Origin of the sequence: Sphingobium agri (assembly GCF_023051225.1) — a bacterium.
Classification (GTDB): Bacteria; Pseudomonadota; Alphaproteobacteria; order Sphingomonadales; family Sphingomonadaceae; genus Sphingobium; species Sphingobium agri.
Genome location: NZ_JALKHS010000018.1, coordinates 61,163 through 85,231, shown reverse-complemented (window position 1 = coordinate 85,231; position 24,069 = coordinate 61,163). Strand labels below are relative to the sequence as shown.

General features: G+C 64.8%; 25 protein-coding genes. 20 read left to right on the top strand and 5 right to left on the bottom strand.

Annotated elements, in window-relative coordinates:
• Positions 1-172: 172 nt before the first annotated feature.
• From MU848_RS15980 to MU848_RS15935, 10 genes are all read left to right on the top strand, one after another.
• Positions 173-1,384, top strand: a complete 1,212-nt coding sequence (locus MU848_RS15980; RefSeq protein WP_247234367.1) for a heavy-metal-associated domain-containing protein — start codon at positions 173-175, stop codon at positions 1,382-1,384.
• Entirely contained in the window at positions 1,381-2,013 is a 633-nt protein-coding gene (locus MU848_RS15975) for a chromosomal replication initiator DnaA (RefSeq protein ID WP_247234118.1), read from the top strand. The genes MU848_RS15980 and MU848_RS15975 overlap by 4 nt, the downstream gene beginning before the upstream one ends.
• 10 nt (positions 2,014-2,023) lie before the next feature.
• Positions 2,024-4,162 (top strand): RNA degradosome polyphosphate kinase, encoded by a 2,139-nt coding sequence (locus MU848_RS15970; RefSeq protein ID WP_247234117.1) that lies wholly within the window; start codon positions 2,024-2,026, stop codon positions 4,160-4,162.
• A 6-nt stretch (positions 4,163-4,168) separates the two neighbouring features.
• Positions 4,169-5,683 carry a Ppx/GppA family phosphatase gene (locus tag MU848_RS15965; protein WP_247234116.1) on the top strand — a complete coding sequence of 505 codons (1,515 nt, stop codon included), beginning with the start codon at positions 4,169-4,171 and terminating at the stop codon, positions 5,681-5,683.
• 344 nt (positions 5,684-6,027) lie between these two features.
• The gene (gene argB / locus MU848_RS15960) at positions 6,028-6,933 is read left to right on the top strand and encodes an acetylglutamate kinase (protein WP_236575039.1); all 906 of its coding nucleotides are present in this window, start codon (positions 6,028-6,030) and stop codon (positions 6,931-6,933) included.
• A gap of 195 nt (positions 6,934-7,128) precedes the next feature.
• Positions 7,129-7,419 carry a YggT family protein gene (locus tag MU848_RS15955; protein WP_097090866.1) on the top strand — a complete coding sequence of 97 codons (291 nt, stop codon included), beginning with the start codon at positions 7,129-7,131 and terminating at the stop codon, positions 7,417-7,419.
• Complete coding sequence (locus tag MU848_RS15950) at positions 7,416-7,739, top strand: DUF167 domain-containing protein (RefSeq protein WP_247234115.1); 324 nt, start codon at positions 7,416-7,418, stop codon at positions 7,737-7,739. Before MU848_RS15955 ends, MU848_RS15950 begins: the two co-directional genes overlap by 4 nt.
• Entirely contained in the window at positions 7,736-8,629 is an 894-nt protein-coding gene (folD, locus tag MU848_RS15945; RefSeq protein ID WP_247234114.1) for a bifunctional methylenetetrahydrofolate dehydrogenase/methenyltetrahydrofolate cyclohydrolase FolD, read from the top strand. Before MU848_RS15950 ends, folD begins: the two co-directional genes overlap by 4 nt.
• Positions 8,626-9,276, top strand: a complete 651-nt coding sequence (locus MU848_RS15940; RefSeq protein ID WP_247234113.1) for a YybH family protein — start codon at positions 8,626-8,628, stop codon at positions 9,274-9,276. The genes folD and MU848_RS15940 overlap by 4 nt, the downstream gene beginning before the upstream one ends.
• Positions 9,273-9,890 carry a MarC family protein gene (locus tag MU848_RS15935; RefSeq protein WP_247234111.1) on the top strand — a complete coding sequence of 206 codons (618 nt, stop codon included), beginning with the start codon at positions 9,273-9,275 and terminating at the stop codon, positions 9,888-9,890. Before MU848_RS15940 ends, MU848_RS15935 begins: the two co-directional genes overlap by 4 nt.
• Before the next feature lie 173 nt (positions 9,891-10,063).
• Here MU848_RS15935 and MU848_RS15930 read toward each other — a convergent pair whose 3' ends face one another.
• Positions 10,064-10,744 carry an OmpA family protein gene (locus MU848_RS15930; protein ID WP_097090871.1) on the bottom strand — a complete coding sequence of 227 codons (681 nt, stop codon included), beginning with the start codon at positions 10,742-10,744 and terminating at the stop codon, positions 10,064-10,066.
• A gap of 155 nt (positions 10,745-10,899) precedes the next feature.
• On the opposite strand from MU848_RS15930, the gene MU848_RS15925 reads away from it, so the two are divergent.
• Positions 10,900-12,216, top strand: a complete 1,317-nt coding sequence (locus MU848_RS15925; RefSeq protein ID WP_247234109.1) for a hemolysin family protein — start codon at positions 10,900-10,902, stop codon at positions 12,214-12,216.
• Positions 12,217-12,274: 58 nt separating this feature from the next.
• Here MU848_RS15925 and MU848_RS15920 read toward each other — a convergent pair whose 3' ends face one another.
• Positions 12,275-12,796 carry a hypothetical protein gene (locus MU848_RS15920; protein WP_141397797.1) on the bottom strand — a complete coding sequence of 174 codons (522 nt, stop codon included), beginning with the start codon at positions 12,794-12,796 and terminating at the stop codon, positions 12,275-12,277.
• A gap of 327 nt (positions 12,797-13,123) precedes the next feature.
• Complete coding sequence (locus tag MU848_RS15915; RefSeq protein ID WP_097090874.1) at positions 13,124-13,783, bottom strand: c-type cytochrome; 660 nt, start codon at positions 13,781-13,783, stop codon at positions 13,124-13,126.
• Positions 13,784-13,969: 186 nt separating this feature from the next.
• On the opposite strand from MU848_RS15915, the gene MU848_RS15910 reads away from it, so the two are divergent.
• The 7 genes from MU848_RS15910 (at position 13,970) to MU848_RS15880 (ending at position 18,788) form a co-directional block, all read left to right on the top strand.
• Positions 13,970-14,860, top strand: coding sequence for a prephenate dehydratase (locus MU848_RS15910; protein WP_247234107.1), 891 nt, complete (start codon positions 13,970-13,972; stop codon positions 14,858-14,860).
• A gap of 53 nt (positions 14,861-14,913) precedes the next feature.
• A complete protein-coding gene (locus MU848_RS15905; protein ID WP_247234365.1) occupies positions 14,914-15,642 on the top strand; it encodes a sterol desaturase family protein in 729 nt (242 codons plus the stop codon).
• Entirely contained in the window at positions 15,639-16,076 is a 438-nt protein-coding gene (locus MU848_RS15900; RefSeq protein ID WP_247234105.1) for a DUF2141 domain-containing protein, read from the top strand. Before MU848_RS15905 ends, MU848_RS15900 begins: the two co-directional genes overlap by 4 nt.
• 73 nt (positions 16,077-16,149) lie before the next feature.
• Positions 16,150-17,001 carry a MipA/OmpV family protein gene (locus tag MU848_RS15895; protein ID WP_247234103.1) on the top strand — a complete coding sequence of 284 codons (852 nt, stop codon included), beginning with the start codon at positions 16,150-16,152 and terminating at the stop codon, positions 16,999-17,001.
• A 97-nt stretch (positions 17,002-17,098) separates the two neighbouring features.
• The gene (locus tag MU848_RS15890) at positions 17,099-17,995 is read left to right on the top strand and encodes a tetratricopeptide repeat protein (protein WP_247234101.1); all 897 of its coding nucleotides are present in this window, start codon (positions 17,099-17,101) and stop codon (positions 17,993-17,995) included.
• A gap of 11 nt (positions 17,996-18,006) precedes the next feature.
• On the top strand, positions 18,007-18,618 hold the full coding sequence (locus MU848_RS15885; RefSeq protein WP_097090879.1) for an LON peptidase substrate-binding domain-containing protein: 612 nt from the start codon (positions 18,007-18,009) through the stop codon (positions 18,616-18,618).
• Entirely contained in the window at positions 18,615-18,788 is a 174-nt protein-coding gene (locus MU848_RS15880; RefSeq protein ID WP_097090880.1) for a Trm112 family protein, read from the top strand. The genes MU848_RS15885 and MU848_RS15880 overlap by 4 nt, the downstream gene beginning before the upstream one ends.
• Before the next feature lie 149 nt (positions 18,789-18,937).
• Here the strand turns inward: MU848_RS15880 and MU848_RS15875 are convergent, their stop codons facing one another.
• Positions 18,938-21,559: a TonB-dependent receptor plug domain-containing protein gene (locus MU848_RS15875; RefSeq protein WP_247234099.1), complete on the bottom strand. Its 2,622-nt coding sequence runs from the start codon at positions 21,557-21,559 to the stop codon at positions 18,938-18,940.
• Positions 21,560-21,770: 211 nt separating this feature from the next.
• Positions 21,771-22,367 carry a TlpA disulfide reductase family protein gene (locus MU848_RS15870; protein WP_247234097.1) on the bottom strand — a complete coding sequence of 199 codons (597 nt, stop codon included), beginning with the start codon at positions 22,365-22,367 and terminating at the stop codon, positions 21,771-21,773.
• A gap of 55 nt (positions 22,368-22,422) precedes the next feature.
• Between MU848_RS15870 and argH the strand changes: the two genes are divergently transcribed.
• Together argH and MU848_RS15860 are read left to right on the top strand one after the other, a co-directional pair.
• A complete protein-coding gene (gene argH, locus MU848_RS15865; RefSeq protein ID WP_247234095.1) occupies positions 22,423-23,790 on the top strand; it encodes an argininosuccinate lyase in 1,368 nt (455 codons plus the stop codon).
• Positions 23,787-24,047: a hypothetical protein gene (locus MU848_RS15860; RefSeq protein WP_247234093.1), complete on the top strand. Its 261-nt coding sequence runs from the start codon at positions 23,787-23,789 to the stop codon at positions 24,045-24,047. The genes argH and MU848_RS15860 overlap by 4 nt, the downstream gene beginning before the upstream one ends.
• Positions 24,048-24,069: the final 22 nt, after the last annotated feature.

Below are 24,069 nucleotides of genomic sequence, written 5' to 3'. Positions count from 1 at the left end.
TATAGCAATGATGCGGAAAACGGAACGGCAAATGGGTTGCCGCTTGGCAGATGGGGGAAATCCCGCCAAAAGGGCGCGCGTGAGCCTGTCCACTGCCTTCCAAAGCCAGATTTTCCGGCCTTCTTCGCTGCTTCGCCGCTTGTCGCGGCCCGTCCAGATTCTGGGTGCGATCATGCTTGGCCTCGCGGCTGCGGCCCTGTTCGCGCAGATGGAGGGCGAACGCGGCGTGCCGCCGATCGCCAGTGGCGGCGATTATCAGGTGGGCGGCATCAAAGTCGACGTGATGGGCAAGGACGCCAGCAGCGCGCGGCAGGCGGGCTGGCGGCTGGCGCAGCGGCAGGGCTGGCGGATGCTGTGGACGCGCACCCATGGCGCGGCGGGCGTGCCGAACCTGTCCGATTCGCAGCTGGAAGCGATGATTTCCGGCATCGAGATCGAATATGAGCAGATCGGGCCGACGCGCTATGTCGCGACGCTGGGCATATTGTTCGACCGCGCGCGGACGGGGCAGCTGCTGGGCGTGTCCGGAAATGTCATGCGTTCGCCGCCGCTGCTGGTCATTCCGGTAATGTGGGACGGCGGGTCTGCGGTATCCTATGAGCGGATCAATGAATGGCAAAAGGCGTGGGCGCGGTTCCGCACCGGGGACAGCGCCATCGACTATGTGCGGGTGAGCGGTTCGATCGCCGACCCCATCCTGCTGAATGCGGGCCAGGTGGGGCGGCGTGGGCGGTTGTGGTGGCGCGTGCTGCTGGACCAATATGGCGCGGCCGACGTGGTGGTGCCGATCGCCCGATTGCAACGGGAATATCCGGGCGGCCCGGTAAGGGGCACGTTCACCGCGCGCTATGGGCCGGACGATACGCTTATCGGCAGCTTTTCGCTTCGCGCATCGGCCGAAAGCGCGCTGCCGCAGATGATGGATGAGGCCGCGCGGCGGATCGACCAGCTTTATACAGCCGCGCTCAATGACGGGCGTTTGCGGCCTGACCCCTCGCTGATCATCGAGGAGCCGGTCAATCCCGACGCGCTCGAGATCGAGAATGCGACCGAGCAGCCGCTGGAGACGCTGGAAACGCCAACGCCATCTGCGACCACCAGCAGCTTTTCGATCCAGTTCGATACGCCCGATGTCGGATCGGTGGCGCAGGGTGAGGCGGCGGTGCGCTCTATCCTGGGCGTCAGGTCGGCGGCGACGAGCAGCCTTGCGCTGGGGGGCACGTCGGTGATGCAGGTGAGCTTCGACGGCAGTGTCGAAGCGTTGCGCGCCGGGCTTCAGGCGCGAGGCTTCACCGTGACGGGTTCCGGCAATGCGCTGCGCATCCGCCGGGGCGGGGCGGCGGCACCTGCCGGAGCGGGAGCGGGGACGTCAGCGCCGCAATGAGCCAGATAAGCCTGCCGTTCGAATGGCCAGGGCAGGGGACGGACGATGACTTCCTGGTCAGCGACGCCAATCATGTCGCCGTTCGCCATCTGGAAAATTGGCGCGAATGGCCCTTGGCGATCAGCGTCCTGAGCGGTCCGGCCCGGTCGGGGCGGTCGATGCTGGGCCGCCGCTTCGCCGCGATGAGCGGGGGCATGGTGATCGACGATGCGCAAGGACAGGAGGACCGGCTGCTGTTCAACGCCTGGAACGATGCGCAGACGAGCGGCAAGCCGCTGCTGCTGATCGGGGACAGCGCGCCGACGCTGTGGGACGTGGCGCTGCCGGACCTGCGGTCGCGCCTTGCCGCCGCGCCGCATGTTGCGATCGAGCAGCCGGACGAGCCGCTCGCCCGCGCACTTATCGAACGGGCGCTGGGGGGCGCGGGGTCACGATATGGGCAGGATTTGCCCGACTGGCTGCTCCGCCGGATCGAGCGCAGCTATGCCGCTATCGCCGAGGTGACGCGCCTGCTTAACGAGGCGGCATTGTCATCGGGACGTAAGATTTCCGTCGCTATGGCCAAAGAGAGTCTGCAAGCGGCGGGTTTCTTGCCTATAGTGGCGGACGATCCGCACCCCTCATCATAGTGAGAGAGACGTGGCCGAAGCTGATCCGTCCGCCAGCCTGACACTACCCACCGACCGCTATTTCAACCGGGAGCTGTCCTGGCTGGCGTTCAACCAGCGCGTGCTGGAAGAGGCGATGAACCGCGCGCATCCGCTGCTGGAGCGGCTGCGGTTCCTGTCGATTTCCGGGGCGAACCTGGATGAATTTTTCAGCGTGCGCGTGGCCGGTCTAAAGGGCCAGCAGCTGCAGGATGTCGACATGCGGTCGGCCGATGGGCTAACTCCCGCGCAACAGCTTGCCGCGATCGCCGATGAGACCGCGCGCCTGATGACGGCGCAGCAGAAGGTCTGGGGCGCGCTGCATGGTGAACTGACGCAGGTCGGGATCGAGGTGATGGGGCCCGCCAGCGAGATCGATGCGGGCAGCGAGACATGGCTGCGGGAGCATTTCCTGAGCCAGGTCTTCCCGATCCTGACGCCACAGGCGCTGGACCCGGCGCATCCTTTCCCCTTCATCCCCAATCAGGGGCTGTCGATCGTCTTCGATCTGGAGCGGCTGTCGGACAAGCAGCCGATCCGCGAACTGGTGATGATCCCGTCCTCGCTGGCCCGCTTTGTCCGGGTGCCGGGCGCGCCGGCGCGCTACATGGCTTTGGAGGCGGTGATCCGCCGCTTTTCGGGCGACCTCTTCCCCGGCTATCGGGTGCGCAACAGCGGCGTGTTCCGCATCATCCGCGACTCCGATATCGAAATCGAGGAAGAGGCGGAGGATCTGGTCCGCTATTTCCGCAGCGCCATCAAGCGGCGGCGGCGGGGGCGCGTGATCCGCATGGAGATAGAGGAGCGCATTCCCGAACCGGTTGAGGAAATGTTGCAGGACATGCTCCAGGGGCATGAGGCGATCATTGCCGAGGTCGAGGGCTTTGTCGGCATCGGCGACCTGAGCGGCATTGTCGATGAGGATCGGCCCGACCTGAAGTTCGAACCCTATGCGCCGCGATTCCCTGAACGAATCCGCGAATATGGCGGGGATTGCTTTGCGGCGATCCGGGCGAAGGACATCGTCGTCCATCACCCATATGAAGCGTTCGATGTGGTCGTTTCGTTTCTGAAACAAGCGGCGTCCGACCCCGATGTAGTGGCGATCAAGCAGACGCTGTACCGCGCGGGCAAGCAGTCGGCGATCATCCGCGCGCTGATCGATGCGGCGGAGGCGGGCAAGTCGGTGACGGCGGTGGTGGAGCTGAAGGCGCGGTTCGACGAAGAGCAGAACCTGATGTGGGCCGACGCGCTGGAGCGCGCGGGCGTGCAGGTGGTCTATGGCTTCATCGACTGGAAGACGCATGCCAAGGTGTCGATGGTCGTCCGCCGCGAAGGCGAGGCGTTCCGCACCTACTGCCATTTCGGCACGGGCAATTATCACCCGGTCACGGCGCGCATCTACACTGACCTCAGCTTCTTCACCGCCGATCCCGCCTATGGCCGGGATGCCGCCGCGCTGTTCAATTACATCACCGGCTATGTCGAGCCGCAGAGCCTGGAAAAGCTGGTGATGAGCCCGCGCGACCTGCGCAATCGGCTTTGCCAGCTGATCGATGCGGAGATTGAGCATGTCCGTGCCGGGCGGCCGGGCAATATCTGGGCGAAGATGAACTCGCTGGTCGATCCGGCGATCATCGAAAAGCTCTATGCGGCGAGCAACGCGGGGGTGGAGATCGACCTGATCGTGCGCGGCATCTGCTGCCTGCGGCCGGGGGTGCCGGGCATGTCGGAGAATATCCGGGTGAAATCGGTGGTCGGGCGCTTTCTGGAGCATAGCCGCATCACCGCCTTCGGCAATGGCAAGGCGCTGCCCAATAATGGCGCGAAGGTGTTCATCAGCTCGGCGGACTGGATGCCGAGGAACTTTGACCGCCGCGTCGAATTTCTTGCCCCTGTGGAGAACCCGACCGTTCACGACCAGATATTGGACCAGGTGATGGTCGCCAACCTGATCGACACCGAACAGAGTTGGGAGCTGGACAGCGACGGCCATTATGCGCGCGTGGATTCGAGCGATCGGCCGTTCAACCTGCACCGATATTTCATGACAAACCCGTCGCTGTCGGGCCGGGGCGCGGCGATGGACAGCGGGACGGTGCCGACTTTGCGCCTGCGCGGCCGGGCCTGAAGCGCCATGAATTCGATGCTGAGCCAGGTGCGCGCCATCGCCGAAACGATGGTGACCTCCCCCGCCCATGCCAAGGCGCGCACGGCGATCATCGACATCGGGTCCAACAGCGTTCGCCTGGTCGTCTATGACGGGCCACGGCGCATTCCGTTCATCCTGTTCAATGAAAAGGTGATGGCGGGCCTGGGCGCGTCGCTCGGGAAGACGGGGCGGATCGAGCCGGAAGCGATGGAGCGCGGATTGCGGGCCGTGGGGCGCTTTGCCCATCTTTGCCGCGAGATGGAGGTGCGGGACGTGCGCTGCGTCGCCACCGCGGCCGTGCGCGACGCGGCCAATGGCGAGGAGTTTATCCTGCGCGCGCAGGAGATGGGGCTTGAGGTCGAACTGCTGTCGGGGAGGCAGGAAGCGGTCGCGGCGGCCTATGGCGTGCTGTCGGGCATTCCCGGCGCGGACGGCATCGTAGGGGACCTGGGCGGCGGCAGCCTGGAGCTGGCGCGAATTCGCGATGGCGCGGTGCATGAGACGATATCGCTACCGCTGGGCGTGCTGCGGCTGCCGCAAATCCGGGCGAAGGGGCCGGGCGCGCTGGAACGCTGCGTCAAGAAGATGCTGGCGAAGGCGGGCTGGAGCGCGGGGCCTGACCTGCCCTTTTATCTTGTGGGTGGATCGTGGCGCGCGCTGGCCCGGTTCGACATGCAGCTGACCCACTTTCCGCTGCCAGTGGTGCATCAATATGCGATGCCCGCTTCCCGCGCCGAGCAGCTGACGCGGATCGTGTCCCATGTCGGGCGCGCGCGGCTGAAGGACATTCCGGCAATCACCGGATCGCGCGTGCCGACCTTGCCCGATGCGGCGGCTTTGCTGTCGGTGGTCGTCCGGCAATTGCAGTCGAGCGAGCTGATCGTGTCCGCCTATGGCCTACGCGAGGGGCTGCTGTTCGAAGACCTGCCCGCCGAAATCCGGACGCATGATCCCTTGCTGGTCGCGGCGGAGGCGGAGGGCGAGGCGCAGGGGCGCTTTGCGGGCCATGGCGACATGATCGACCGGTGGATCGGGCCGCTGTTCCGTGATGACGAGCCGTCCTGGCGGCGGATTCGTCGCGCGGCGTGCCTGCTGGCCGATGTCGGCTGGCGCGCCAATCCGGACTTTCGCGCGGAGCGGGGGGTGGAGATTGCCCTGCACAGCAATTGGGTGGGCATCACTGCATGCGAGCGGGCGATGCTGGCGCAGGCGTTGCACAGCAATTTCGGAGGATCGTCCACGCCGCCTGCCGGGATTGCGGGGCTGGCTTCTGTCGCTGCGTTGAAGCGCGCGACCTTGTGGGGGCTGGCGATCCGGCTTGGCCAGCGGCTGTCCGGCGGGGTCGAGGGGCCTCTGCTCGCGTCGACGCTGGAGATGGATGGCGATACGCTGGAACTGCGGCTGAAAGGCGTGGATGTGGACCTGTTCGGCGAGGCGGTCGAGCGGCGGCAGCGGCATTTGGCGCAGGCGATGGGGGTGAAGTATCGGATGGCCTGGTGAGGGTGGATTGCTCGCCTTTATTCGCGATGATCGGCTTGGAAGCGGGACGCTGGATCGAGCTTGGGTTTCGGGACGAGGTGTTGAGCAACCGGCTCCCTCTCCCCTTTAGGGGAGAGGGTTGGGGAGAGGGAATTTACGCCAGGGTTTAGCATTCCCCTCTCCCGCCTTCGCTACGCTCGGCACCCTCTCCCCTGAAGGAGAGAGGGAACGGGTTCTCGCCATCGCTGCGCTCGGCACCTCGGCCAGAGTCACGTGCCTCCGGCCGACCCCTGAAGGGGAGAGGGGATTATAGTCCTTCTGCACCAACTTGCCCCCGCATCTATAAGGCCCTATTGCGCGCGCACATGAACAGCAAGCACGCCCCCGATCCCGCTCTCCTCGCCAAGGCCGAAACGCTTGTGGAGGCGCTGCCCTATATGCAGCGATATGCGGGGCAGACATTCGTCGTGAAATATGGCGGCCATGCGATGGGCGACCCCGAAGCGGCGCGCGATTTCGCCGAGGACGTGGTGCTGATGAAGGCGGTCGGCATCAATGTCGTCGTCGTCCATGGCGGCGGGCCGCAGATCGGCGCAATGCTCAAGAAGCTGGGCGTCGAATCGCATTTCGTGAACGGGCTGCGCGTCACCGACAAGGAAACCGCGCAGATCGCCGAAATGGTGCTGGCAGGCTCCATCAACAAGGAAATCGTCGGCTGGATTTCCGGCGCGGGCGGCAAGGCGGTCGGCATTTCGGGCAAGGATGGCGGGCTGGTCCTGTGCGAAAAGGTTGGCGATACGCGCGCGCCTGATCCCAATTCGGGCATCGAGCGCAATGTCGACCTCGGCTTCGTCGGTGATCCGGTGAAGGTCGACCGGTCGATCCTGGACACGCTGTCTCAAAGCGGCATCATTCCGGTCATCGCGCCGGTGGGCATCGGTGCGGATGGGCACACCTATAATGTGAATGCCGACACGATGGCGGGCGCGATCGCGGCGGAGCTTCAGGCTTCGCGCTTCTTCCTGCTGACCGATGTGGCGGGCGTGCTGGACAAGCAGGGGCAGTTGCTGACCGACCTTGATCCGGCCGCGATCAAGATATTGCAGGAGGATGGCACGATCAGCGGGGGCATGATCCCGAAGCTGGAGACCTGCGTGAAGGCGGTCGAGGGCGGCGTGGATGCTGCCGTCATCCTGGACGGGCGGGTGCCGCATGCCATGCTGCTGGAGATTTTCACCAAGCGCGGTGCGGGGACTTTAGTGCGCCGGTAATCGTCGTTTGCAATCCGTCCTTCCTTTGTCCGTCATCCCAGCGGAAGCTGGGATCTTGGGCGGCTTGGCGTATCCTCTCCTGAGATCCCAGCTTCCGCTGGGATGACGGAGTGGGGCGAGAGGGTGATGGCGAAAGGGACTCTTGTCGCGCCATGCCCCGCTCGGCTAGAGCATCGGCAATCAATTGGAGACCACATGGCCTACGCGCTCTATCAGATCATCGTCATCCTGCTCGATGTGCTGTGGTGGATCATCATCATACAGGCGATCATGAGCTGGTTGATCGCCTTCAATGTCATCAACACGTCCAGCGACATCGTGCGCACGATCATCGTGGCGCTCGACCGGATGACGGCGCCGATCTATAATCCCATTCGCCGGGTGATGCCTGACCTTGGCGCGCTCGACCTGTCGCCGATGGTCGTGCTGCTCGCCATCCTGATCATCCGCCAGGCCATTTTGCCGCCGATTTTCGGGCTGGTGTGAGCGTCTGGCGGCAGGACGGGACTGACCTGCTGCTTTCCGTCCGGTTGTCACCGGGCGCGGCGCGTGAGGATGTTGGCGGGTGCTGGACGGATGAGAAAGGCGCGCAGTGGCTCTGCGCGCGGGTTCGCGCCGTCCCGGAAAAGGGAAAGGCGAACGGGGCGCTCGTTGCATTGCTCGCCAAGGAGATGGATTGGCCACGCAGCGCGTTTTCGCTGGAATCGGGTGACAGCAACCGGCTAAAGCGGCTGCGTATCAAGGGCGGTGCCGACGCGTTGGCGCGGCTGTCCGCCATCATCAGGGAATGGGTTGAGGCAGCATGACCATCGGCAAGATCATCGACGGAAAGGCTTTCGCCGCCACGCTGCGCGCGAAGGTGGCTGATGGCGTATCCGCGTTCGTCGGGCGCGCCGGGCGCAAGCCGGGGCTGGCGGTCGTACTGGTGGGAGAGGACCCGGCCAGTTCCGTCTATGTCCGCAACAAGGGCAAGATGACGGTCGAGGCGGGCATGGAAAGCCTGGAATTCAAGCTGCCCGCGAGCATCGGCGAGGAAGAATTGCTCGACCTGGTCGAGGAGCTGAACGCGGATGACCGGGTGGACGGCATCCTGGTCCAGCTGCCGCTGCCCGGCCATATCGACGAGGCGGCGGTGATCGGGACGATCGATCCGGCCAAGGATGTGGACGGCTTCCATGTCGTCAATAGCGGGCGGCTAGCGGCGGGGCAGGAGGCGCTGGTGCCCTGCACGCCGCTCGGCTGCATCATGTTGCTGAAGGACGAGCTGGGCGACCTGTCGGGCATGGAGGCGGTGGTCGTCGGCCGATCCAACATCGTGGGCAAGCCGATGGCGCAGCTGCTGCTGGCGGAGAATTGCACGGTCACGATCGCGCATAGCCGCACGCGGGATCTGGCGTCGGTCGTGCATCGCGCCGATATCGTCGTGGCCGCCGTGGGACGCGCCGAGATGGTGAAGGGCGAGTGGATCAAGCCGGGCGCGACCGTGATCGACGTCGGCATCAATCGCGTGACGGACACGGAGGATGGCAAGAGCCGGATCGTCGGCGATGTCGCGACGGCCGAGGCGCTGGCGCATGTGCGGGCGATCACCCCGGTTCCGGGTGGCGTCGGGCCGATGACGATCGCGGTGCTGCTGCGCAATACGCTGGTAGCGGCCCATGCCCGCGCGGGGCTGGCAAAGCCGGAGGGCCTGTGACGGCAAGGCGGGCCGTCCTGATCGCGGCTTGCCTGACGGGGCTGGTCGCGGCGCGGCCGCCGATGCGGCATCAGCCTGATCCCAGTTCCGTCTTCGCCGCCGAAATCGCCTTCAACCGGCTGGCGCGGGACAAGGGGCAGTGGACCGCCTTTCGCGCGACCGCTGCCGATGATGCGGTGATGTTCGTGCCGCAACGGGTGCTGGCGAAACAATGGCTGAAGGGCCGGGCCGATCCGCCGCAGCCGGTGAGTTGGACGCCATCCGTCATCCATGTGTCGTGCGACGGCAACATGGCGGCGAGCACGGGCAATTGGCAGCGGCCGGATGGAACGGTCGGCTATTTCACGACGATCTGGCGGCGGGACAAGCAGGGCGCGTGGAAATGGGTGCTCGACCATGGGGATACGCTGGGCGCTCCCCGTCCTGCGCCGGAATTTCTGGTGGGCAAGGTCGCGACGTGCAAGCGCGGCAAAGCGCCTGACGGAGTGGTGCCCAAGGCGAAAGCTGCGGTTCCGCCTGCCGATGAAAGCCTGATCTGGAGCGCGGAGGTTGCGCCCGATGGCGGACGGCAGGTCATGGTGCGCGTCTGGAACGGCACGGATTATGAGGTGGTGATCGATGATCGGGTGAAGGCGCCGGGAGCATGATCGAACTGTTCATATCCGCCTTCGTCACCTTGTTCGTGGTCATCGATCCGCCGGGCTGCGCGCCCATCTATGCCAGCCTGACCAATGGCGCGAGCCATGCGCAGCGGCGGGCGATGGCGATCCGCGCGGTGGGGATTGCGGCGGTCATCCTGCTGATCTTCGCGCTGTGGGGAAAGCAGCTGCTGGGCGTGCTGGGCATTGCGCTCGACAGCTTCCGGATCGCGGGCGGGATCATGTTGTTCATCATCGCGATGGACATGGTGTTCGAAAAGCGCACGCAGCGGCGCGAGGACCGGGCGCACAAGATCGCGGAGACGCCTGAGGTCGAGGACGTGTCGGTATTCCCGATGGCGATGCCGATGATCGCCGGGCCGGGATCGATCGCGACGGTGATGCTGCTGATGTCGCAGGCCGACGGGATCAGCCAGCGGCTGGTGGTGATCGGTGCGGTGGTGGTGACGCTGGCGCTGATGCTGGGGGCATTGCTGGCGGCGGGGCCGATCATGGCGCGGCTGGGCAGCAAGATCGAGGCGGTGATTACGCGGCTTCTCGGAGTGCTGCTGGCCGCATTGGCTGCGCAGTTCGTGATCGATGGGTTGAAGGCGAGTTTTTGAGGTGCGGCACGCCGTCTGAGGTCCTTCTCCGTTCGGGCTGAGCCTGTCAAAGCTCTTTACTTCTTATGAAGAAAGAAGAGCCCTTCGACAGGCTCAGGTCGAACGGAGGAGAGGGTAAAGAAGCCGGGAGCGCTTGGGGCGCGTCCCGGCTTTTTTGGTCATGGCGGCAGGCTTTAGGCCCGGATGTCGCTTTCCGTAACCGGCGCGATCTTGATTTCCACGCGGCGGTTGCTGGCCTTGCCCTCGGCGGTGGCGTTGGAGGCGATGGGCTGGGTTTCGCCGAAGCCGCGCGTCGCGATGCGGGCCGACTGGACGCCGTGGCTGGTCAGATAGTCCGCGACCGATTGGGCGCGGCGTTCGGACAGGGTCTGGTTATAGGCGTCCGCGCCGTCGCTGTCGGTGTGGCCGTACACGTCGATATAGGTTTTGGGATATTGCGCCAACACGGACGACACTTCGTCCAGCGTCGGGCGGAACTGCGGCTGGACGGCGGCGCTGTCGGTGGTGAAGGTGATGCCGGACGGCATGCGCAGCACCAGATTGTCGCCGTCACGGATCACGTCGACGCCGCTGCCTGCGGTTTCCTCGCGCAGCTTGCGCTCCTGCGCGTCCATGTAAGCGCCGATGCCTGCGCCGGCGACCGCGCCAATGCCTGCGCCGAGGATCTTTTCCGTCCGGTCACGCTTGCCGCCGACCAGATCGCCCAGCAGATAGCCGCCGAGCGCGCCGCCGATGCCGCCGATCGCGGCCTTCGAAATCTGCCGCTGGCCGGTGTTGGGATCAGTCGTGCAGGCGGCGGTGGCGAGCATGGCGGCTAGTCCCGCCGTACCCAGGATGCGATGAGAAATCCGCATAGATTTGAGTTCCCTTATTTATCTTGCACCCGAAAGCGCGGATGCAGGCCCCAATCATCGAACCGCCGCTTTTGTTCCACCAGCGAACTGAACCCCAGATGATGCAACGGTTGTGAAATTGTAAGAAACAGGGTTATAGGGCGTAGCTGACCACCATGGCCACGATCCCCCCGCACGCTCCGACGCCCTTTCCCTGGGTAGATATCGTCATCATTCTGGCGCTCGTCGCGCTGAATGGCGTCTTCGCCATGTCGGAGCTGGCGATCGTATCCGCCCGCCGTCCGCGCTTGCAGGCGATGGAAAAGGCGGGGCGGCGCGGCGCGCACACGGCGCTGATGCTGGCGAGCGATCCCGGCAAGTTCCTGTCCACTGTCCAGATCGGCATCACCCTGATCGGCATTGTCGCGGGTGCCTATTCCGGGGCGAGCCTGGGTGGGCCGGTGGGTGAGCGGTTGCAGCTATTGGGCCTGTCGCCCAACGTTGCCGAAAATCTCGGCTTTGCGGTCGTGATCGGCCTGACGACCTACGCGTCGCTGATCATCGGTGAGCTGGTGCCCAAGCAGTTCGCCCTGCGCGCGCCCGAGCCGATCGCCGTTGTCATGGCGACGCCGATGCTGTGGCTGGCGAAGATCACCGCGCCCATCGTGTGGGTGCTGGACGGGTCGAGCGCGCTCATTTTCCGCCTGCTGCGCATGACGCGGGAGTCCGAACATCATGTGACGGCCGAGGAGCTGCACCTGATCGTGGCGGAAGCGAGCCGTTCCGGCGTGATCGAGGAAAGCGAGCGCGCCATCATTTCGGGCGTGGTGCGGCTGGCCGACCGCCCGGTGCGCGAGGTCATGACGCCGCGGATGGACGTCGATTGGATCGACATCAACGCGGACGATGAGACGGTCCGCGCAAGGCTGCTCCAGACCCCCCACACGCGGCTTCCGGTGGGACGCGGCACGGTGGAGGATATTATCGGCGTCGTGCAGGCGCGCGACATCATGACGGCGTTGTTCCGGGGCGAGCGGCTCGACGTCGGATCGTTGATGCGCCGGGTGGAGGTGGTGCCCGACCAGGTCGACGCCATGGACGCCCTGGAAGTGCTGCGCCGCGCGGACGTGCCGATGGTCATGGTGCATGACGAATATGGCCATTTCGAAGGCATCGCGACGCCTGCCGACTTGTTGTCGGCGATCGCGGGCCACTTCGCATCCGACCGCGACGTGCATGACGAGCCCGATGTCGTGGAACGGGACGATGGCAGCTTGCTGGTGTCGGGGCAGATGCCGGTGGACCTGCTGGCGGACCGGATCGGTATCGACCTGCCGGAGGACCGCGACTATGCGACGGTGGCGGGCCATGCGCTGTGGCTGCTCAAGCGCCTGCCGGAAGTGGGCGACTTCATCGAGGATCAGGGATGGCGGTTCGAGATCGTCGATATGGACGGGCGCAAGATCGACAAGCTGCTGGTGGCGGAGCGGTGAAGGAACAGCTCGGGTAAGCAGGAGCCGGAAAGCGATGCTTTCCGGCTCCATGCGTTTTTTAGATGGTGGCGTTGCGGGCCTGAGACGCGTTGTGGCCGCCGTTGCGGTAAAGCACCTCGCGGACGCGCCCGGCATCCAGTCCGGCGTCGGCAACCGTGACGAGCACGGCGCCATCCTTCAAACGGCCGCCATAATAGTCGGCGTCTTCCTTGCTGACCCCGTGCTTGGTCAGCGCCTCATTGAGGCTTCCGCCGATCGCTCCGACGACAGCGCCGATGCCGACGGCTTCGGGCACGGCCGAGGCAGCGATGGCGCCAGCGGCTGCGAGCGGCCCGACGCCGGGGATCGCCAGCGCCGCGACGCCCAGTCCTGCGCCCAGCGCGCCGCCACCCAGAATGCCCCGGAGAATGTTCCGATGGTGCTCGTCGGTGATCTCGCCGTCGCCGCTGGTGGTCGTGGTCGTGCCGCCATGGTGGGCGATGACGGACAGGTCACTGTCATTCACGCCGAGCGTGCGTAGTTCCGATACTGCCCTTTCGGCCTCTGCGTGTGAGTCGAAAATAGCTGATGCCTGTACCATGACCGGGTCCTTTCCTGGGCTTTGCTGCTGTGTTGCAGACGAGCCTGAACCCGAAGCGCATGCCGATGTTCCGTGGCGAGCGACGGGAAGAGGGTGGGCGAGCGGTAGGTGAGGTGACTGGATGGGCTTGATGATTGAAGCATGGGGTGAGCAGCGGTCGGAACCACACGAGCGTTGCGCAGGCCCACCCCCTAACCCCCTCCCGCCTGCGGGAGGGGGAGCAGGTGCGCGCTCCTGGCTTTGGTTCCGGATGGGCCGCTTACCCCCTAAACACAACGGGCGCGGCAATCGTGCCGCGCCCGTCAGTTCGTCAGAAGGGGCTAGCCCTTATTTGCCGGGGGCAGCGGGCCCGGTCGCGGGTGCGGCGTTGGCCGGGGCCTTGCCTTCGACGCTTTCGGCGGCGTTCGTGGCGTTGCCTGCGGCTTCAGCAGGGGTGGCGCTGGCGTCGGCGGGTGCCGCGTCGGCGGCGGGCAGCGGCAGGTTGGAGCCCTGCGTGTTCATCCAGGCGATGAGGTTCGCGCGGTCGGCCGGGTTGCCGAGGCCAGCGAAGGTCATCTTGGTGCCGGGCGCGAATTCGCGCGGGCTCTTCAGCCAATGGTCGAGATTTTCGAAAGTCCAGTTGCCGCCCTTGCTCTTGAGCGCGTCGGAGAAGGCGAAGCCGCCCTTGCCCTGGCCGATGGCTTCGCCCACGGTCGCAAAGAGGTTGGGGCCGATGCCGTTGGCTCCGCCCTGATTGATGGTGTGGCATGCGGCGCACTTGGCGAAGACCTTTTCACCGGCCGCGACATCGGCGCTGGCGAGCAGGGTGTTGAGGCCGGGGCCGCTGGCCGCGCCGCCTTCACCTTCGGCCTCGACGCCTTCGATCGCGTAGCCCATCTTTTCGGGACGTTCAGCATGGAAATATTTGGAGCTGACGATGCCGCCACCCAGCGCAATGATTCCCGCAAACAACGCCCAGCCTGCAACGGTGTTGAAACGATCACTCATTTCGCTTGGATTCCCTTGAATTTCTGTTCTGGCGGCTTGGTTTCCGCGCCCCCTCTAGCGCGCTGCCATAATGGCGCAAGAGCGAACGTGCAAGCATGGTTGAACGGCGGGGCGCCGGGGCGGTGCGCGGCCAAGCGCCCGTTCCGCTTGCGCGCGCGGGGAGGAGTGCCTAAGCGCGCTGCATCCATGGAAAACTATCCTGCCCCCGCCCGCGCGCTGGTCGCGGAACTCGCTGAAAAGGCCGCAGCCGACCCGTCGCGCGCCATCGCCTACCAGGGCGCGCCGGGCGCCAATTCGCACCTCGCGGCGCTTGGATATGCGCCCGATTGGGTGCCGCTGCCCTGCTTCGCCTTTGAAGATGCGATCGATGCCGTGCGCGGCGGAATCGCGGCGCGGGCGATCATTCCGATCGAAAACAGCCTGCACGGGCGCGTCGCAGACATGCATTTCCTGCTGCCCGAATCGGGGCTGCATATCGTCGATGAATATTTCCTGCGCATTCGCCACTGCCTAATGGCGGTGGACGACAGCCCGGTCAAAAGCGCGATCAGCCATCCGCAGGCGCTGGGGCAATGCCGCCATTATCTGCGCGAGCGGGGAATCCAGCCGGTCGCCTATGCGGATACGGCGGGCGCGGCGGCGCTGGTGGCTGAATCGCGCAAGCCCGGCGAAGGCGCCGTCGCCCCCTATCTGGCGGCAGAGCTTTATGGCCTTAAGATGGTGGCGGAGAATATCGAGGATAGCGACGACAATATGACGCGCTTCCTCGTGCTGTCGCGCGAGCCGCAGATGCCGCAGGCCGGCGACGCGCCGGTGATGACGACATTCCTGTTCGAGGTGAAGAATGTGCCCGCCGCGCTTTACAAGGCGATGGGCGGCTTTGCGACGAACGGCGTCAACATGACCAAGCTGGAAAGCTATCAGCGGGGCGCGAGCTTCGCGGCGACGGAGTTTTTCTGCGACATCGAGGGTATGCCGGGCAATCCCGCCGTGGACCGGGCGCTTGCCGAACTGGAATTCCACAGCAAGTGGGTGCGCATGCTGGGCAGCTACCGCCAGGCGCGTCCGCGGACCTGATGGAGGGACCTGAAGGGGTGACGGGCCGGGTGCTGCCGCTTATAGTCGACCCCATGCTGGCCGCGATCCTTCTTTCCGCTCTTGCCATGAGCGCGATCGTGGCGGTGCGCTACCTGATCACCAGCGGCGGCTTTGCCTTCGCGACCCGTGTCCGGCAACCGGGCCTCTATGCCGGGCTCGACCCGCAGATCCGGCGGGAGATCGCATGGTCGCTGGCGTCTGCGTTGATCTACGGCATCCCGGCGGGCGTGGTCGCCTGGGGATGGCAGGCGCAGGGCTGGACGCGCATCTATACGGATGTCGGCGCCTATCCGCTCTGGTATCTGCCGGTTTCGGTGCTGCTCTACCTCGCCGCGCATGACAGCTGGTTTTACTGGACGCATCGCTGGATGCATCGTCCGCGCCTGTTCCGCGCGGCCCATGCGGTGCACCATGCCAGCCGTCCGCCCACGGCCTGGGCGGCGATGAGCTTTCACCCGTGGGAGGCGTTGAGCGGCGCGATCGTCATTCCGGCGCTCGTCTTCCTGATCCCCATCCATGTGGCGGCGCTGGGCTGCGTGCTGACGATCATGACGGTGATGGGCGTGTCCAATCATATGGGTTGGGAGATGTTTCCGCGCTGGATGGTGCAAGGTCCGGCGGGCCGCTGGCTGATCACGGCCAGTCATCATCAGCGGCATCATGAACAATATAATTGCAATTACGGGCTCTATTTCCGTGTCTGGGACCGGCTGTGCGGGACGGATCGGGGATTGGGCGAGTTCAGGAAAGGGCGTCGATGAGGGGGAAGCTGCTGTTGCTGGCGGGGGCGCTGATGGCCGGTTCCGGCGCTGCCCCGGCGCCTGAGGCCCAGCCGCTCAGCATTGGAGTGCAGGGCCTGCGATCCATGAAGGGCGACCTGCTCATCTGCGTGGCGCGCTCGGCGGCCTATTTCCCGGATTGCAGCAAGGACCCGCAAAAGCGCCATCTGGTGGTGCCCGCCACGAGCGCGGCTATTCCCCTGGGCGACATGGCTCCGGGGACTTATGCCATCGCCATCATCCATGACGAAAATGGCAATGGGAAGCTGGATACCTTTGCCGGTATCCCGCGCGAGGGCGTGGGCTTTTCCCGGAACCCGGCGATCCGCTTTGGCGCGCCGAGCTTCCGATCCGCGCAATTCGCCATGACGGGATCGGCGGTGCGTCAGGACGTAAAGATCAAATATTTCCTCTGATTGAAGTTAATCGGAACCGTAATGGCAGCGAAACATTCTAGGCGCTGACCATATTCGTGGGAACAGGGGATTTATGAATCATCGCCAGATAGTGTTCGCGGGCCTGGCCTTTATTACGCTGGGTGCCGCCAATAGCGCTTATGCCCAAGTCAAGGAGGTTGAGGATAGCAATGCACTCACCGTCGGCATCGGGGCCGCCGTCATCCCGAGCTATGAAGGGTCGGACGATTATCGCGTGATCCCCGTTCCGCAGCTGCGCGGCAAGGTAAGCGACTTCGCCTTCTGGACCCGGGGCCCGAGCCTCTATTTCGATGTGATCCCGAACCGGGGTCAGGACATCGACCTTCAGCTGGGGCCTGTCGCGGGCGTCCGCTTCGACCGGTCGAGCCTCAAGAGTATCAAGGATGACGCGGTGCGGGCGCTGGGCGAGCGTGACGTGGCGGTGGAGCTGGGCGGCTTCGTCGGCGTCGGCAAGACGGGCATCATCACCAGCGATTATGACAATCTGTCGGTGCGCGTCGCCGTGACCAAGGATGTCGCGGGGGCGCATAGCAGCTATATCGTGACGCCCGCCATCGAATATTTCACGCCGCTTTCGACGCGCAGCTTCGTGGGCCTGGGCGTTTCGGCCGATTATGTGGGCAAGAAATATGGCCGCTATTATTATGACGTCGATGCCGCCGGGGCGCTGGCGTCTGGCCTGCCCGCCTATTCGCGCGCGGGCGAGGGGGCCGGTTTCAAGAAGATCGGCGTCAACCTGACGGGCGGCGTGTCCTTGTCGGGCGATATCCGCAAGGGTTGGGCCCTGTTCGCGCTGGGCGGATATTCGCGCATGCTGGGCGACTATGCGGACTCGCCCGTGGTCAGCATCGCCGGGTCCAGGAACCAGTGGATCGGCGCGGTCGGGGTCGGCTACACCTTCTGATCTTGTGCGGAAAGGGTGACGCCCCACATAAGGCGTTCTATGGAGGCGGCACCCAACCGCAACAAGGCAGGAGAAGACGGCAGTGGCGACCCTAGGAATGAGCGACACCGATAAGGCAGCGGTGGAGGCGTTCCGCCGCGACGTGGTGGACCCGTCGCGCACCAGCCTGGTCATCGTCGATTTCTGGGCGGAATGGTGCGGACCCTGCAAGCAGCTGACGCCGGTCATCGAAAAGGTGTGCGCCGAATATGCGCCCAAGGGCGTGAAGCTGGTCAAGATCAACGTCGATGAGAATAAGTTCATCGCCGCGCAATTCCGCGTCCAGTCGATCCCGACCGTCTATGCCGTGTTTCAGGGCCAGCCGGTCGCTGACCTCAGCCAGGCCCGCACCGAAGGGCAGCTGAAACAATATCTCGACCAGTTGCTGGCGCAGCTGCCGATCGAATCGGATGAAAAGGCGCAGCTTCAGGAAATCGCCCCGCTCATCGAAATGGGCGAGGAGATGCTGGCGGGCGGGGAGGCTGACCGCGCGCTTTCCGTGTTCGAGCAGATCGGCCAGATGGTGCCCGACAATGCGGAGGTCGCTTCCGGCCATGCGCGGGCGCTGGTGGCGCTTGGGCAGCTGGACGAGGCGGAGGCGGTGCTGGCCGCGCTGCCCGCCGATTTGGCGAAGGAGCAGGCGGTGGACCGCGCCCGCGCCGCCATTGCGCTGGCGCGGGATGCGAAGCCCGTTTCTGACCTTTCCGGCATTGAGGCGAAGGTTGCGGCCAACCCCGATGATCATGACGCGCGCTTTGAACTGGCCGGTGGGTTGATGGCCAATGGCGATCGGGACCGGGCTGCCGAGGAACTGCTGGAGATCGTCCGCCGCGACCGCGAATGGAATGAGGGCGCGGCCAAGGCGCAACTGCTCAAGCTGTTCGAGGCGACCGGCCTTGAGGACCCGTGGGTCGCGGGGCAGCGGCGCAAATTGTCGCAAATCCTCTTTTCCTGACGGCGCGGCCGGTGAACCGCGCGCGCGTCTCGATCTTTCCCTTGCCCGGAGCCTTGCTGCTGCCGGGCATGGACTTGCCATTGCATATATTCGAGCCGCGCTACCGGGCCATGATCCACGATGCGATGGCGCGCGACCGGCGCATCGGCATGATCCAGCCGCGCGGGGAAGGGGCGAAGCCTGCGCTCTACGATGTCGGCTGCCTCGGCCGGATCAGCGAGTTCGAGCTGCTGGACGATGGCCGCTTCAACATCATCCTGGAAGGGCTGGCCCGTTTTCGGGTGATCCGCGAGCTCGACGTCACCACCGCTTTTCGCCAGATCGAGGCGGACGTGGAAGAGGTGGGCGAGGATGAGGTGCTCCATGCCGTCGAGCGTGCCGCCTTGGAGCAGGAATCGCGGCGCTTTGCCGAAGCATTGGGCTATGTCGTCGATTGGACGGCGGTGTCACGGCTTGACGATACGTCGCTGGTGAACGGCATTGCCCAGATCGCGCCGTTCGATCCGGCCGCCAAGCAGACTTTGCTGGAAGCGGATACTTTAAGCGAGCGATGCGATCGGATCATCCAGTTGATGCAGATCGTCGGCCGGATGGAGCCCGATGGCGGGGCTACGATGCAGTGAGCAGCGGGCCTGATCCCTTTCTGTTGGCGAAGCTCGTCTGCCCGGTGACGCGGACGCCGCTCCGCTGGGATGGGGAGCGGAGCGAACTGGTGTCGGAGGCTGCGGGGCTTGCCTTTCCGGTGCGCGATGGCGTGCCGGTGCTGGTGGTGCGCGAGGCGCGTTCGCTTTAAAGTGCTGTCATCCCAGCGGAGGCTGGGATCTCAGGAGAAGTCGTGCAGTGGGGCCTGAGACCCCAGCTTTTGCTGGGGTGACGGTCAGAGGGAAAAGGCCGGCTCCCATTTTGGGAAACCGGCCTCCGTTCGCGACCCTGACGGGCTGTTTAGAATTTGAAGTCCAGGCGCGCGTAATAATAGCCGCCGGAGGTGCCATAGGGGCCGTGGCCGTAATAGGCGTTGTAAGTGCCCGTGCCATTGACATAGGGCGACACGCCCGCGCCGGGGGTGACGCCCTGCATGAGGGCGGGGATTTCCGGCCGCTTGTCGAAGAGGTTGTTCGCGCCGATCGCGAAGGTCACATTGTCGGTGAAGTCATAGCTTGCCTCCAGGTCAGTGATGGCCGCCGCTTTCACCACGCCGTTGAAGTAGAGCTGGTTGGCGTTGACCCCGCCCACCAAGGCGCCGTCCGCGATCAGGAAGCCGCCATCGGGAATGAATCCGCCCGCTGGCGTGAAGGCCGGGCGGACAAGGACGCTGGTCTTTCCATAGAAAGTTTCACGCAGGTTGAGGGTGAACCGCCCGCTCTTGAACAGGGCATTGGCGACGATCTTGTAGTCCGGGTTGGACCGTTCGATATTGCTTTCCGACGCTGCGTTGAAGATCGGGTAGCCGACCTTGTTGTCGGTGATCTTCGTCTTGTTGTAATTTGCGGTCAGTGACAGGTTGAGGGAGCCGAAATCCAGCGCGACCGGGTAGCTCGCCGAGAAATCGAGCCCCCAAGTCTTCGTGTCGATGCCGTTGGTGAAGCTCGACACGCCGATCGTGCCGCCGGTGAACAGGGCGCTGTCGAGCACGATCCCTGCTGCGCTCAGCGCGTTCAATATATCGCTCGCGCCCGGCTGCACGATCCCGTTCAGGACGGCATTGCGCGCCGCCGTTCCGGTGATGCGGTCCTTGATCTTGATGATGTAGCCATCGAGGGTGATTGCGAGTTTCGGCACTGGCCGCAACACGACACCGGCGGAGAAATTCTTCGACTTTTCGGGCTTCAGGGGTCCGAAGCCGAGCAACTGGGCTGCGGGCGTGCCCGCGGGCAGCTGAGCCACCGCGCTGGTCGGACCCACGCTGATCGTCGAATATTTCTGTTCCGCGAGCGTCGGCGCGCGGAAGCCGGTGCTGACGGTGCCGCGCAGCGCGAAGGCGGGCGAGACGTCGTAGCGGGTCGTCGCCTTCCAGATCGCGGTGTCGCCGAAGTCGGTATAATCCTCATAGCGCCCGGCAAGATCGACGCTCCAGCCGTCCAGTGGCTCGCCGATCAGGTTGGCGTAGACGGCTTTCGAACTGCGCTGATAATCGCCAGCGTCCGTTGCCTTGTAACCAGGGAAGGACTGAACGCCGGTCTTGTAGGTGGAGACGGCGTCGCCCTGAAGGATTTCATATTCATCCTTCCGATATTCGCCGCCGAATGCGAAGGTCAGCGGGCTGGCCATGCCCACTTCGAATTCCTTTCGGATGTCGGTGGTGATGGTCGTCTGCGCCAGCTTGAAACCCCCGTCATAGGCGCTGCTGGGCGTGATCGCCCGCGCTGCGCCGCCCGCGGCAAAGCTTTCCTGCCACAGTTCCCGGTGCGCCGACTGTTCGGTGTAGATGCTGTCCTTCTGGGCGCCATAGGTGCCGGAAATATCGTAGTTCCAGCCGCCGCCAAATTCACCCTTCGCGCCGATGGTGAAGCTATATTCGTCCTCCACCACATGCTGAAGCGGGACCATGCCGTAGATGCCGGTATCGCTGTAGCAGATGCCGGGATCATAGGGTGCGGGCGTCACGCTGCCGCCGAGGTTGCCGGGTTCGTAGCAGATGCGCTTGGGATGGCGGTAGCCTTGGCGAGCCCAGCCTTCGCGGCGGGCATAATCGCCGAAGCTGTAGAGTTCGACGCCGCCGAAATCATAGCCCATATTGTAGAAGCCGAGCGTCAGCTTCGTGCGTGGCTGGCCACCGTTGATGCCCGAAAGAGCGTCGCCAGCGAGGTTTGCCCATTGCGCGGGCGCATTGGTTTGCAGGGTCCCGTCGCGCTGCGTTACCTGAACCTGGCCTTCGCCGACCGTGGTGTAATCCTGCCGCCGGTGGAACAGCGTCAGGTTGAAGAAGCCGTCCTCGCCGAGCTTGAAACCCATATTGCCCGAGACGGAGAACAGCTCGCCCTCGCTGTCATAATGCTGGCCGCCGGTGACCTTGAAGCTGCCGCCTTCGTCCTGGTCCTTGAGGATGAAGTTGATGACGCCCGCGATCGCGTCGGTGCCGTAGACGGCGGCGGCACCTTCCTGGAACACTTCGACGCGGGCGACGGAGTCCGGCGGGATGAGGTCGATGCTGGGCGCGGCCGAGCCCTGAAACGCGCCGGAAATGACCTGGAGGATGCCGTTGCCATGACGACGCTTGCCGTTGACCAGCACCAGCGTGTGATTGGGGCTGAGGCCGCGAAGCCGGGCGGACAGGGAGAAGCTGGAAAGATCCGTGCCCTGCGTCTGCGCGGTGAAGCTGGGGACGATTTGCGTCAGCACCTGATTGAGGTTGGGCTGGCCGACATGGCTGATCGCCTCTTCGCTCAGCACCTGGATGGGCGCGGCGCTTTCGGCGGCCTGCATGCCCGTCGCGCGGGTGCCCGTGACGATGATTGCGCCGCCGTCGTCAGCCTGGGCTTCCTGCGGCGTTTCCTGTGCCATGGCGCAAGCAGACCATGAGGAAGCCAGAACAAGAGAAAGCCGGAATGCGGATAATCGTTTCATCTATTGCCCCCCGCTTATGCGTTATCGTGCAGTGGGAAAGACGAAGAGGTGGTGGTTAGCCGCTATTACAGCGCGCAATCATGCGATTGAGAAAGCTGCAACTTGCTTGCGCAATTTGCATGCAGGCTGGGTAGCGGAATTTCAGACGTGGTTCGTATTAGGATTGCTGACCTGGCCTTAGTCAGCATGTCGGGTGTGGAGAGGGCGAACGTCAGGATTTCAGCGCCGTCTCGATGAGGTCGCGTGCTTCCTTGCTGTTCCAGTCCATGGCTCCGACGACGCGCAGCATCTCCTTGCCCTGCCGGTCGTAGAGGACGGTCGTGGGGAGCATGCCGGTCGCATAGTGGAAGCCGAACTGATTTTCCGGATCGATGAAGCTTTTGAGGTGCGGCAGCCTGTGCTTGGCGAAGAAGGGCTTCACCACGCTTTCGCCCTGGCTGTCCTGCGAAATGGTGAGCACGGCGAGGCCCTTCGGCTCATAAGCCTTGGCCACGGCGTCGAGCGTGGGCATTTCCGCGACGCAGGGCGCGCACCATGTGGCCCAGAGGTTCACGAGCAACGGCTTGCCCGCGAAATCCTGCAAGGTCGCGTCCGCGCCGTCGGGGGCTGCGAAGGCAAAATCCGGGGCGGCTGCGCCTGCCTTCGAGCGGTCAAGCGTGTAGCTGAAATCGCCCTTGGCGCTTTGCGGCGCGCCCATTGCCTCGCCGCTTGTCGGCGGGACTTGCGCGCTGCTATTGGCTTGATCTTGCCCCGCGCCCGGCGATTGCCTATCGCACGCGCCGAGGCCAGCCAGCAGGAGCAGAGTCATTACGCAGGGCAAGAACGATCGGGGCGGGGAAGATCGCAACGGGAGCTCCAACAGCATGTGGGGCGGACGCTTCGCAGCGGGCCCGGCTTCGGTCATGCGCGAGATAAATGCCTCCATCCCGTTCGACAAGCGATTGTGGAAGCAGGACATCGCAGGGTCGAAGGCGCATGTCGCGATGCTGGCCAAGCAAGGCATCGTTTCGGCCGACGACGCGGCGGCGATCGCCCAGGGGCTCGACACCATTGCGGCTGAATATGAAGCCAATGGCGTGCCGGTGAACCTGGACCTTGAAGATATTCACATGGTGACCGAGTCTCGCCTCGCCGAACTGATCGGCCCGGCGGCGGGGCGGCTGCATACGGCGCGGTCACGCAATGATCAGGTGGCGACGGATTTCCGCCTGTGGGTGCGCGACGCTATCGATGAGGTCGAGGCGGGGCTGGATGCGTTGCAGCAGGCGCTGCTGGCGCGCGCGGAGGAGCATGCCGATGCGGTGATGCCGGGCTTCACGCACCTTCAATCCGCGCAGCCGGTGACGCTGGGTCATCATCTGATGGCCTATTATGAGATGATCCGCCGCGACCGCAGCCGCTTTGCCGATGCGCGCTCGCGGGCGAATGAATGCCCGCTGGGCGCGGCGGCGCTGGCAGGGACCGGTTTCCCGATCGATCGACATGCGACGGCGGCGGCGCTGGGCTTTGCCAAGCCGACCGACAACAGCCTGGATAGTGTCAGCGACCGCGATTTCGCGCTCGATTATCTGATGGCGGCGACGCAATGCAGCCTGCATCTGTCGCGGCTGGCGGAAGAGTTCATCATCTGGGCGAGCCAGCCTTTTGGCTTCGTCAAGCTGCCCGACGCCTATTCGACCGGCAGCTCGATCATGCCGCAGAAGCGCAATCCCGATGCCGCCGAGCTGGTGCGCGGCCATGCGGGGCGGATCATGGGCTGCATGAATGCGCTCTGCGTCACGATGAAGGGCCTGCCGCTCGCCTATTCGAAGGACATGCAGGACGACAAGCCGCCGGTGTTCGAGGCGCATGATCTGCTGGGCCTCTCGATCGCGGCGATGACCGGGATGATTGAGACGGTGACGTTCCGCACCGATCGCATGCGCGGCCTCGCGGAGAGCGGCTTTGCCACCGCCACCGATTTGGCCGACTGGCTGGTGCGCGAAGCCAATGTGCCGTTCCGCGAGGCGCATCATATCACGGGCCGGGCCGTCGCGGCGGCGGAGAGCGCGGGCACGCCGCTCGCCGACCTGCCGATCGAGACGCTGAAGGCCATTGACGCCCGCATCGATGAGCGCATCTATGCGGTGCTGACGGTCGATGCGTCGGTCGCCAGCCGCAAGAGCCATGGCGGCACCGCGCCTGACCAGGTGCGTGCGCGTATCGCTGAGGCGCGGAAGGAAACGGCATGAGGATTGCCATAAGTCAGAACGTCGTCTTTGCCCTGCTGGCGCTCGGGCTCGCGGCCTGTGGCGGACGGCAGCCGTTGAAACCCATTGAAGGGCAGAAAATGCCAGCGGTGCCGGTCGGCGCTGCTGCCGCGCCCACCGCGCAGCAGCTGATGACGCCAACCATGCAGTCGCGGCCGGAGCGGAGCGTCGACATCCTTTCGCAGTCGGAACTGCGCAAGGATGATCCGTTCGACCTGCCGCCTGAAAACCAGCCCTGATACGCTTCGCTAGGACAGACAA